Genomic DNA, 10588 nt, shown 5'->3' with positions numbered 1-10588 from the left:
GGTGGACGGACCGGCACCCGCCGAGGCGGAGTCGGCCGGGCCGGAGACCGCCCGGGCGGAGGTGGCCGGACCAGGGACCGCCGGGGTGGAGGTGGACGGACCGGCACCCGCCGAGGCGGAGTCGGCCGGGCCGGAGACCGCCCGGGCGGAGGTGGCCGGACCAGGGACCGCCGGGGTGGAGGTGGCCGGACCGGGGACCGCCGGGGCGGAGGTGGCCGGACCGGCACCCGCCGGGGTGGAGGTGGCCGGGCCGGAGACCGCCGCGGGCGCCCGGTCGGCGCGGGAGGCGAGCAGAGGGCGGTCGGCCTTGCCGTTGGCCGTGGTCGGCAGCTCCGCGAGCACGGTGACGAAGGCCGGAACCGCCGGTTCGGGCAGGATCCGCGCGATGTGCGCGATGAGGGCGACGACCAGCGAACCCGGACCGGCCGGGGCCGCGACGACCGCGCCGGCCAAGGCCGGGACGGAAGCGTCGGCCGAAGCCAGGGCGAACGGGTCGGCCGGGGCTGGGGCGTTGGGGGTGGACGATGTGTCCGGGGTGGGGGTGTCGAGCGGTGTCAGGGTCACGTAAGCGGCCAGCCGGCGGGCGTCCGCGGCGCCGTACGGGACCACGACCGCCTCCCGGACCGCCGGGTGGGTCAGCAGCGCCCGTTCGGCCTCGGCCGGTTCGACGCGGTGGCCGCGGATCTTGACCTGGTCGTCGAAGCGTCCCAGGAAGGCGAGTTCGCCGCCGGGGAGCCGGCGGACCCGGTCACCCGTCAGGTAGGCGGTGCGGCCGGGCCGGCCGGGCTCTGGCACGAACCGCTCGGCGGTCTGCTCCGGCCGGCCGCGGTAGCCCTGGGCGACGCCCGGGCCGCCGATGCAGAGTTCGCCCTCCTCGCCAGGCGCGGCCGGGGTGCGGTCGGGGCGCAGGACGTGGGCGGTGGCGCCGGCGAAGGGGCGGCCGATCGGCACGTCCTGCCAGTCCTCGTCCCAGTCGTCCGGGGTGTCGAAGGTCTGCCAGCAGGCGTAGACCGTGGTCTCCGTGGGCCCGTAGCCGTTGACGATCCGGCAGCCGGGCAGCTCGCGCAGGGCCGTCCGTACCGCGTCCGCGTCGGCCCGGTCGCCGCCGGAGACGCACAGGCGCAGCCCGCCCAGGTCCGCGGTGATGTGTTCCATCGCCAGCCGGAACAGGGGGGCCGCCAGCCGCAGGACGGTCACGCCGTGGCGGGCGCACTCCCGGCCGATGTCGTGCACGCCGGGCCGGTCGGACCGCGGGAGCACGAGCCGGGCGCCGTTGAGCAGGGCGCCCCAGATCTCGAAGACGGAGGGGTCCACGTGGAGCGGGGCGAGCTGGAGGACGGTGTCGTCGGCGGTCAGCCCGGCCTCGGGGGCGTGCGCCAGCGCGAGGACGGAGTGGTGCGCGACCCGGACGCCCTTGGGGGCGCCGGTGCTGCCGGAGGTGTGGATGACGTAGGCGGTCCGCCCGGCCCCGGGGGCGTACGGCGGGCTCTGGCCCAGGTCGAGATCGAGGTCCGGGTCCGCGTCCGGGTCCGGTGCGTCCTCGTCGACGGGCAGGACCGTCACCGCGGCGGGCAGGAGGGCGCGCACCCGCGCGGTGTCCTGTCGGGCTGCGAAGACGGTGCGCAGGTGATTGTCGAGGACGAGGGCGCGGATCCGCTCGTCCGGCGCGTCGGGGTCCAGCGGCAGGTACGCGCCCCCGGCCAGCACCGTCCCCAGCAGGGCGGCGATGGTGCCGGGCGAGCGCCGGGCGCAGATCCCGACGCTCTCGCCGGGGGCGGTCCGGCCGGCGAGGCGGTGGGCGGCGGCCGCGGCCCGGGCGGCGAGTTCGCCGTAGCCGATCCGGAGGTCGCCGTGGATCAGGGCGGTGCGGTGGGGGTGGGCCCGGGCCACGGCGGTGAAGGCCGCGCCGAGGGGGGTGGCGGTGGTGTTCACGGGGCCGCGGTCACCTCCTGCGGGTCGCGTTCCAGGGCCTCGACGACGCTGGCGGTGTCGAAGAGGTCGAGGTAGCGGGAGATGAGTCCGTCGCGGACGGTGAAGACGTTCATCCACTGCGCCTCGTAGCGTGCGCCGTTGGCGAGGACGTGGGTGCGGCTCACGCCCAGGACCACGACCCGGTCCCCGGCGTCGAGGTACTCGTAGGCGGCGCACTCCTGGACCCGGATCAGCTCGCGGACGATGGCGAAGAAGGAGCGGAAGCCCTCGACGCCCCGGTAGACGCCGGCCCACGGGAGCGAGGCGGGGCCGTGGTAGACCCACTCGAAGTCGGGGGCGAGCAGCGGCTCGATGTCGGCGAGGCGGCCCTCGTCGAACAGCCGGAAGAAGGTGCGGATCACTTCGACGTTCTGCGTGCTCATACGGTGCTCCTCGGATGTGTGGGGGTGCGGGACGGGCCCGGCTTCAGCAGGCCGGACAGGCGCTGGCCGAGCCGGAACAGGGCGGCGTGGGCGAGGAGCCGGGCCGGGCCGGTGCGGGAGAGCCTGCGGGCGCCGCGCATGACCTGGAAGATCTCCCGCTCGGTGGCGGTCAGGGGCAGCAGGAACACGTCGTAGACGACGAAGGCCCGGGCCCGGGTGATCCACCAGAGGATGAGGGCGTACGTCATCCACTCGCCCTCGGGGTCGACGAAGCGGCCGAGCGCTCCGGGGACCCGTGGTTCGAGCCGGCCGAGCATGCCTTCGGCGAAGCGGCGGCCGACCACTCCGCGCGGCCCGGTGTCCATGGCGGCGAGTCCGGCGGCCACGTGGTCCGACAGGGCCCGGACGCGTTCGGGCAGGCCGAGGGCGTCGACCTGGCGGATGGCCTGGAGGGCGAAGTGGGCGCCCAGGGCGTGGGCGTGGTGGGTGCGCAGTTCCTCGACCAGCTGCGGGTTGGCCCGGCGCGCGGCCTCGTACACCTCGTCGGAGACGAGGGCGGCACCGGTGGGGAAGCAGCCGTAGCTCAGTGCCTTGGACAGGCTCATGAGGTCGATGTCGGGGAGTCGGCCGTGGTGGGCGAAGCGGGTGCCGCAGCGGTAGTAGGACGTCAGGATCTCGTCGACGCCGACGAGGTAGCCCTGTTCGGCCCGGCCTGCGGTGACGGCGTCGAGGAGGGGGCCGGGGATCGGGGCGTAGGCGTCGGAACTGCCGTGGACCAGTTCGATCCACACGAGTCCGATCTCGCCGGTGGCGGCCTCTTTGCGGAAGTCGTCGACGGCGTGCGGGGTGAAGGGGTCGATGTAGCGGATGTCGTCGTAGAGGGGGCCGAAGGGTGCGCGGGTACGGCCGGCGGCGGTGGCCAGCAGGGAGACGAGGGTCTTGCCGCCGTAGTTGTGCTTGAAGACGACGATGCGCCGCCGGCCGGGGCGGGCGAGGCGGGCCAGGGTGATGGCGCTCTCGACGGCGGACGCGCCGCTGACGGCGGGAAAGGTGTGGGGCAGGCCGGTTTCGCGGGCCAGGACCTGTTCGAGCTCGCGGACATGGTCCCGGGCGGGGTCGTGGTCGCGTACGACGTCGGTCAGCGCGTCGGCGGGGTTGTGGCCGGCCACGCCGAGCCCGGCCCCGCACAGCCCGTCGACCAGGTCCAGTTCGCGGCCGGAGTCGAGGCGGACGGTGAGCCGGGAGCCTTTGGCGCGGACGACGTTCAGCGCGCCGTGCAGCTTGCGGTGCATGCGGACCGCCATCGGGTTCACGTGGCGGGCGTACAGGTCGAGGGTGGCCTGCCGGTCGGCGGCGGCCGCCGCGAGGACGCGGTGCACCGGGGCGGCGGCGTCCCAGCGGGGGCGCAGCCGGGCGCCGACGGCGCGCATGGCGACGCTGTTGCCGCCGTAGGTGTTGGAGTGCAGGAACCCGGTCTGCGGGGTGGTCCACGGCGCGAACGTGTCGTGGGTGCCGGTGAAGGCGCCGAACGGGACCTCGTACCCGGTGAGGGATTCACCCAGGACGACGAGGTCGGGGCGAAGCGCGGTGACGGCGGGGTCCGCCGGGCTGTCCGGGGCGATGTCGCTGAGGTCGACGACGACGCGGGCCCCGGTGGCGCGCGCGGTGCGGGCCAGTTCGACGACGGTGGCCAGGGCGCCGGCGTCGAGGAGTTCGGGGGCGCGGACGACGAGCCCGCACACGGTGGTGCCGTGCAGGGCGGTGCGCAGGCCGGCGAGGGTGGTGTGGGTGAGGAGGCCGGGGGCGAGGGCACGGTCGGGGCCTTCGCCGAGCGGGTCGGTGCGGCGGGCGAGGGTGCCGTCGGGGTCCAGGACCAGGATGCGGCCCTGGTGGGTGGCGGCGGTCGCGGCGGCGCGGTGGCGCAGGAGTTTGACGGCGCCGTGCAGGGCCTCGTAGCGGGAGTTGGCGAAGAAGCTGCGGTAGCGGGTGCCGACCGGGCGGCCGCCCAGTTCCCGGACGAACTCGCTGACGAGGTGGCCGGCCTGGGCGGATTCGGTGGTCACGAACCAGGACGGCATGGCGAAGACGGGCTGTTCCTGCGCGATGAGGTCGGCCAGGATGCCGAGGGTCTGCGGGCCGGCCGGGCGCAGGTGCGGTGCCTGGCCGGGGGCGGCGTGGGGGTTCGGGTTCATGACGCCATCTCGCTCGTGGGAGGAGTCCCGGCGGTGGGTGTCCGGCGGGATCGCTGCGCTTGCGGTGCCTTGCGGTGCTTTGTGTGCCTTGCGGGGTGCGGGTGTGGGTGTGGGTGCGGACTGCCGAGGCGCGCAGGCGACGGGATCACCGCCAGGCGGAGCGGGCGACGGCCCGGGGACCGGCGGCGGAAGCACCGCCGGACAGCGCCCGTTGAGGCACCGCGAGTCGGCGACACCGACAGCGGGGCCAGGCAGAGCGCACCGCCCGGCGGAGCCGACGCCCGGACCGCCGCCGGGACATCCCGTCCCGGCACCGCCCGGCGGAGCCGACAACGGGACCACCCCCGGGCAGAGCCCGTCGCGGCACCGCGAACCGGCGACACCGACAGCGGACCACCACCCCAGGCAGAGCCCGTCGAGGCACCACGCCCCGGCCCAGCCGACAGGCGAACCACCACCGGGGAGGGCCCGGCCCTGCACCGCCCGGCGGAGCCGACAACGAGCCGCCGCCAGGCAGGTCCCGTCCCGGCACCGCGAACCGGCGAAGCCGACAGCGGAACCACCACCGGGCAGAGCCCGACGCGGCACCGCGAACCGGCGGAGCCGACAGCGGAACCACCGCCGGACAGAGCCCGTTGAAGCCCCCCCGGCGGAGCCGACAGGCGAACCACCACCGGGGAGGCCCCGGCCCTGCGCCGCCCGGCGGAGCCGACAACGGGCCGCCACCAGGCAGAGCCCGACGCGGCACCGCGAACCGGCGGAGCACCGCCGGGCAGGGGCTGCGGGTGGGTAGGGCCGGGCGGCGGGGGGCGCGCTGTCAGGTACGCTCCCCCGCCGCCCGGGTTCTCAGGAGGGCCGGACGCGTGTCGCGTCGGCCTTCTCGCCGCCCCAGAGGAGGGCGACGGGGGTGGCGGACGGCTCCTCGGGGGTGGCGAGCCATCCCACGAGTGCGCCGTCGCGGGTGACGAGGACCGCGGCGGACCCGGCGGGCAGGTCCAGCGTCCAGCCGCCGCCGGTGCCGGTGCCGGTGACCCGGTCGTCGGCGTCGGTGGGGTTGAAGACGCCGATGACGCGGACGCCGTCGGGGCCGGTCCGGCTCAGGACGCGGGCCCTGCCGTGCGCCGTGGTCCAGCGCGGGCCGGCCGGCGCCGGGAGCGCGGCGGCGAACGAGGCGAGGAACGCGGCGGCCGCGCCGTCCGCGGACTCGCCGGCCGGGAGCGTCAGCTCGCCGGGGCCGTCTCCGTCGGGGTGCCCGGCCCGCAGCACGGCGACGGGGACGGGGGTGCCGTCGGCGGCGGGCGCCGGCCGCTCGTCGAGCCAGCCGAGCCCGATCAGCCGTCCGGAGTCGGCCAGTTGGCGGTGCACGGCCTCGGCGAGTTCCGCGAGGACGGTGGGGCCGGTGCGCTGCCAGGCGCCGGCCTCGGGCAGGGCCCGGTCGACGAGGACCACCGCGTCGCGGTCCAGGACGGAGCCGGCCAGCAGGTCGCCGAAGCGGTCGAGGAAAGCGGCCAGCAGTTTCAGGCCCTGGGCGTTGGCCTGGTGGGCACCGCCCTCGGCGAGCGGTGCGCCGGGGGTGTACGGCGGTGCGTGCAGGGCGGGATCCACCCCTTCGGCGCGCAGCCCGTCGGGGTCCATGTCGACCAGCGGGCCCCAGTTCTCCGTGGCGCAGGCGGTGTAGACGCTGACGGTGGTGGAGCCCAGCAGGAGGGCCAGCAGGGCGTTGAAGACGGGGGTCGCCGGCCGGGCGAAGGACTCGTCGGTCCAGGTGAACCCCCAGTTCGCCTCGACCACGTCGGTACCGCCGAGGAGGATCCCGGCCAGGTGGGAGCCGAAGGCGGCGGTCTCCCGGGCCGGGTTGCCGATCCATTCGGTGTGGCCGACGAAGTACCCGGAGCCCTGGACGGCACGCTGCCGGGCGGCCCAGGCGTCGAGGGCGGCGCGCGGTGCGGTGACCCCGGTGAGGGGGACGTTGGCCAGCCGGGCCGGGCCTGCGGGGAAGAGCGCGGAGATCCGGTCCCATAGGCCGACGATGGCGTGCCCGGACCAGCGGGACCACTGCTGTCGCGTGGCGCTGGTCCACCGGGTGACGTCCTCGGTGGCGAGGGCGGCCTCGTCGGGCAGGCCGCGCCCGGTCAGCCAGCGGGCGAAGGCCCGGCGGGCGGCCGGTGAGGCGTCCTGGGCGTCCACGGGGAGGTGGGCGTCGCCGCAGGTGCCCTCGTTGCCGAGCTGGAGGGCGACGACGGGGCCGTCGGGGGCGGCCGCTCCGGCGACGACCTCGTCGGCGACGGCCTTCAGCCAGGTCTCGGTCTCGGCCTGGACGGCCGGGTCGAGGAGGCTGGGCAGCGGCTTGCCCTGGGAGGTGAGGACGGTGCCGTCCAGCCCCTGGTAAGGGGTGTGTCCGGGGCCGCAGAGGCGGTCGGGCAGCCCGCCGAGCTGGACCTCGGCGTGGATGAAGGGTCCGGGCTTGAGGAGGACGCCCAGCCCGGCGGCGGCGGCCAGCTCCAGCAGTGCGACGACGTCGCGCTGCGGGTCGGTCTTCCCGGTGAAGTCGAAGGAGCGGTCGCCCTCCTGCGCACCCGTCTCGTGGAAGCGCCACGGGACGTAGCAGGAGACGACGTCCACGCCGAGGGCCCGCAGTTCGCGCAGGTCGGCGGCCCAGTTGGCGGGGGCGGCCCGGTAGTACGGGTACTCGCCGACGACCACGGGCCGGGTGGTGCCGGGGACGAGCGCTCCGGCGAGTGCGGTGCGCGGGGCGGGGCTCATGCGGCCGCTCCGTCGTGCGGGGGTACGAGGACGACCTTCAGGGCGGTGTACTCGGCGCCGGGGACGGCGGCGAGGGCCTTGAACGCCTCCTCGTGGTCGGCGAGGGCGAAGCGGTGGGTGACCACGCGCTCCAGCGGCAGCTGCCGGGCCAGTTCGACGGCCTTGGGGAAGATCATGCTGTTGTAGTCGCCGGCGCCGATGATCTGCAGGCCGCGCTGGAGCAGGGTGAGCGGCCGGACGGTGGCGGAGGCGTTGCTGTTGAAGCCCATGACGACGACGCGGCCGCGCACGGCGGCGTAGCCGATGCTCTGCTCCAGGAGGTTGCCCACGGAGTCGACGACGAGGTCGCCGCGTTCGGTGAGGGCGGGGTCGTCCGGGGTGTGGACGGTGACGCGGCCGCCGAACTCGGGGGCGTCGAAGATCTCCTGGCCGAGCCGGCCGCGTACCGGGTCGGGTTCGACGAGGAGGACCGTGGCGCCGTAGCGCTGGGCGGCCATGGCGGTGACCACGCCCATGGGGCCGCCACCGACGACGACGGCGGTCTCGCCGGCTGCCAGGCGGCCGGCCTCGATGTTGTTGAGTGCGCAGGCGAGCGGTTCGACGACGACGGCGCGGTCGAAGTCCATGTCCTCGGGGATCGCGTGGCAGAAGAGCTCGGGGAGGCGGATGAACTCGGCGAAGGAGCCGTCGTAGTCCAGGCCGACCTCGGTCCCGGCCTTGCGGCCGCAGAAGTTCCAGTGGCCTTCGAGGCAGGTGGGGCAGTTTCCGCAGTACAGGGTGGGGTTGACGATGACCCGGTCGCCGACGGCGAAGCGGGTGACGCCCGGGCCGGTGGAGTCGACGACGCCGACGGCCTCGTGGCCCATGACGACGCCGGTCTCGGCCGGGAACTTGCCGACGAGGACGCTGCGGTCGGTCCCGCAGATGCCGCTCTGGGTGACGCGGATGACGATGTCGTCCGCGGCCACCGGCTCCGGCTTGGGGTGGTCGACGAGGGCGAGCGTGCGGTCGGCGGTGAGCGTCAGGGCCTTCATGATTCCTCCCTCGCGGGCGCGGCGGCGGCGCGGCCCAGGTCCCAGCGGATGGTGTCGAGGAGCTGCTTGTGGAGTTCGGGGGTGGCGGCGGCGATGCAGGACTTCTGGTTCATCGGGCCGAGGTCCACCAGGGAGGTGCTGCCGAGGTCGTCGCCGTAGGCGTCGGTGATGACGACGCCGGCCTGCCGGGCGAGGTAGACGACGGCGGCGATGTCGTAGGGGAAGAGGTGGAGGATCGAGCCGCGGCCGACCCGCAGGAACGCCTCTTCGGTGTCCGGGTGGTCGCGCAGCACGCGGTTGCCGATGTCGACGTAGGCGTCGAGCTGGCCGGTGATGATGCGGGAGACGGAGAAGGTGCTGCTGTTGAAGACGAAGATGCCGCCGGTGTTGGCCGAACTGTCCACGAGGTGGCCGTACGCCTGGGTCATCAGGTCCATCGGGTGACCGTTGAACTCGATCGACCAGAACATGTGGGTCGGGTCGGTGTTCCGGCTCAGCCGCGGGACGGGGGTGGCGAATCCGCCGCTGTCGAGGCCGCCGGTGTCGTCGCCGTAGAGCCATGCGCCGCTCTTGATCTCGACCAGGCAGGCGGCGTCGACGTCGGCGAGGGTGGGCTTGCCGTCGCCGTAGGGGGCGGCCGCGATGGACACCATGCCCATTTCGAGGCCGGCCGAGGTGGGTCGGGTGCCGTCGATCGGGTCGACGACGAGGAGGATCTGCGGCTCGGGGGCGAGCTCCACGTAGGAGCCGTCCTCGGTGTAGAGGGCCGCGGGGACGTGGGCGTGTGCGCGCAGGTAGTCCAGTACGGCCTTCTCGGCCACCTCGTCGACGTCGAACTGGGCGTCGCCGCCGGGCGAGTCGCCGTGGACGCTGCGCTCGCGGCCGGTGGCCTCGTAGGCGAGGAGTTCGGCGCGGACGTGCTGTCCGAGGGAGGTGAGCAGCCGCTTCATCGGGTTGTCGGCGGTCATCGGGCCAGCTCCGCGAGGAAGAGGTTCTCCAGCTTGTCGCAGATCTCCTCGGCCTGGTCCATGGTGAGGATCAGCGGCGGCCGGATCTTGAGGACGTTGCCGTAGCCGTAGCGCGAGGTGCGCAGGATCAGGCCGTGGTCCATGGCCTTGGTGGCCAGGTGGTTGGTGAGCTTCACGGCGGGCTTGCCGTCGGCTTCGGCGATCTCGAAGCCGATCATCAGTCCGACGCCGCGGACGTCGACGATCTCCGGGTAGCGGCGCTTCATGTCGTTGAGGCGCTGCATGATGTAGTCGCCCGTGCGGGTGACGTTCGCCAGGAATGCGGGCTGCCGCACGATGTCGAGGGTGGCGTTGGCCGCTGCGGCGGCCAGCAGGTTGGCGCCGTAGGTGAAGGAGTGGTGGTTCGCGGGGAGGCCGGCGAGCCGCTCGTTGGTGATGATGGCGGCGACCTGGGCACCCGATCCGCCGAGGCCCTTGGCGGTGGTGATGGCGTCGGGTTCGACGTCGAAGTACTGGGCCGCGAACATGTGGCCCGTGCGGCCGATGCCCGTCTGGATCTCGTCGAATATGAGGGCGATGTTCTGCTCGTCGCAGAAGGCGCGCAGTTTCTGCATGTAGCCGTCCGGCGGGACGATGTTGCCGCCGTTTCCGGAGATCGGCTCGATGAGGACGGCGGCGACCCGGCCGGAGCTGGCGTAGTCGACGAAGTCCTCCAGCCGGTCCACGCACATCATCCCGCAGGAGCCTTCCTTCTGCCCGTAGAAGCAGCGGAAGCAGTACGGGTCGGGGACCTGGAGACTGCCGGGGAAGAGGTTGGGAAACGGTTCGCGGCGGAACGCGTTTCCGGACATCGACGTCATCATCATCGTCTGTCCCACGTGGCTGCGGAACAGCGTGATGACCTCGGACTTACCGGTGGCCATCTGGGCCATCTTGATGGCGCCCTCGTTGGCGGCGGAGCCGCCCGAGACCTTTGGGTGCACCTTCGTCAGGTTGTCCGGCGAGACCTCGACCAGCCGCCGGACGAGGCCGTTGACCGGCTCGCTCTGGTAGGAGGAGGTGATGTGGACCACCTTGTCGAGCTGGTCCTTCATCGCGGCGACGACGGCCGGGTGGGAGTATCCCAGGCTCAGGTTGAAGGTCGCCGACGCGCAGTCGAGGTAGCTCTTGCCGTCCTCGTCGTAGAGGTAGACACCCTCACCCCGCGCCATCTTGTAGTCGCTGACGGGGTAATAGATGTGCTCGGTAACGTCCTTGGTTTCCATCGGTCCCTCTCA

The 10588-nt window shown here is 74.0% G+C and carries 7 protein-coding genes; all 7 read right to left on the bottom strand.

Translation table 11 applies throughout. The features are described 5' to 3' along the window. Positions 1-1932, bottom strand: a 1932-nt coding sequence (locus tag ACFY0D_RS13125) for an amino acid adenylation domain-containing protein (protein WP_390798414.1), incomplete at its 3' end; no start/stop codon positions are given. After that, complete coding sequence (locus ACFY0D_RS13120) at positions 1929-2354, bottom strand: nuclear transport factor 2 family protein (protein WP_390798413.1); 426 nt, start codon at positions 2352-2354, stop codon at positions 1929-1931. The genes ACFY0D_RS13125 and ACFY0D_RS13120, both read right to left, overlap by 4 nt. After that, positions 2351-4546 (bottom strand): aminotransferase class III-fold pyridoxal phosphate-dependent enzyme, encoded by a 2196-nt coding sequence (locus tag ACFY0D_RS13115; RefSeq protein WP_390798412.1) that lies wholly within the window; start codon positions 4544-4546, stop codon positions 2351-2353. Before ACFY0D_RS13115 ends, ACFY0D_RS13120 begins: the two co-directional genes overlap by 4 nt. A gap of 846 nt (positions 4547-5392) precedes the next feature. Further along, positions 5393-7309 (bottom strand): beta-galactosidase, encoded by a 1917-nt coding sequence (locus ACFY0D_RS13110; RefSeq protein ID WP_390798411.1) that lies wholly within the window; start codon positions 7307-7309, stop codon positions 5393-5395. Further along, complete coding sequence (locus tag ACFY0D_RS13105) at positions 7306-8343, bottom strand: zinc-binding dehydrogenase (RefSeq protein WP_390798410.1); 1038 nt, start codon at positions 8341-8343, stop codon at positions 7306-7308. Before ACFY0D_RS13105 ends, ACFY0D_RS13110 begins: the two co-directional genes overlap by 4 nt. Further along, entirely contained in the window at positions 8340-9311 is a 972-nt protein-coding gene (locus ACFY0D_RS13100) for an inositol monophosphatase family protein (RefSeq protein WP_390798409.1), read from the bottom strand. The genes ACFY0D_RS13105 and ACFY0D_RS13100 overlap by 4 nt, the downstream gene beginning before the upstream one ends. Continuing rightward, a complete protein-coding gene (locus ACFY0D_RS13095) occupies positions 9308-10576 on the bottom strand; it encodes an aspartate aminotransferase family protein (RefSeq protein WP_390798408.1) in 1269 nt (422 codons plus the stop codon). The genes ACFY0D_RS13100 and ACFY0D_RS13095 overlap by 4 nt, the downstream gene beginning before the upstream one ends. Between the last annotated feature and the right edge of the window lie 12 nt (positions 10577-10588).

Source organism: Streptomyces sp. NPDC001502, assembly GCF_042894785.1.
Taxonomy (GTDB): Bacteria; Actinomycetota; Actinomycetes; order Streptomycetales; family Streptomycetaceae; genus Streptomyces; species Streptomyces kutzneri.
Note: the sequence above shows the minus strand (reverse complement) of the source record. Positions and strands in the feature narration are given on the sequence as shown.